Origin of the sequence: Afifella sp. IM 167 (assembly GCF_020144925.1) — a bacterium.
Taxonomy (GTDB): Bacteria; Pseudomonadota; Alphaproteobacteria; order Rhizobiales; family Afifellaceae; genus Afifella.
Genome location: NZ_NSLC01000041.1, coordinates 1 through 553, shown reverse-complemented (window position 1 = coordinate 553; position 553 = coordinate 1). Strand labels below are relative to the sequence as shown.

Below are 553 nucleotides of genomic sequence, written 5' to 3'. Positions count from 1 at the left end.
CCTAACTCGCTGCTCGCAAGGCGTCGACGACCGCATCGAGGCGGCGGTCTCGGCGGTGCTCGAGCGCGGTCTGCGCACCAAGGATATCGCCGCCGCATCGGAGAGGATGTCCCCGAACATGTTCGTCGTCACCATCACATCGAACTGTTTCGGCGCCCGAACAAGCTGCATCGCCGCGTTATCGACGTACATGTGACTCAGTTCACAGTCCGGGTAATCACCGGCCACCCGGGTCGCGACCTCGCGCCAGAGCTCGGTGCACTCGAGCACGTTGGCCTTATCGACCGAGCAGACCCGCCGTCCGCGCTTCTGCGCGATCTCGAACGCGACCCGGCAGATGCGCTCGATCTCGCTTTCGGTATAGACCAGGCTGTTGAGGCCGCGGCGCTCGCCGTTCGCCAGGGTCTCGACGCCGCGCGGCTCACCGAAGTAGATGCCGCCGGTCAGCTCGCGCACAATCATGATGTCGAGCCCGGCAACCACCTCCGGCTTCAGCGTCGAGGCCTCGGCGAGCTGCGGATAGAGGATCGCCGGGCGCAGGTTCGCGAACAGC

General features: G+C 65.8%; 1 protein-coding gene. It reads right to left on the bottom strand.

The features are described from left to right. Window positions 1-553: isocitrate/isopropylmalate family dehydrogenase (locus CLD20_RS20040; protein ID WP_255600021.1), on the bottom strand; the 553-nt coding region annotated here is incomplete at both ends.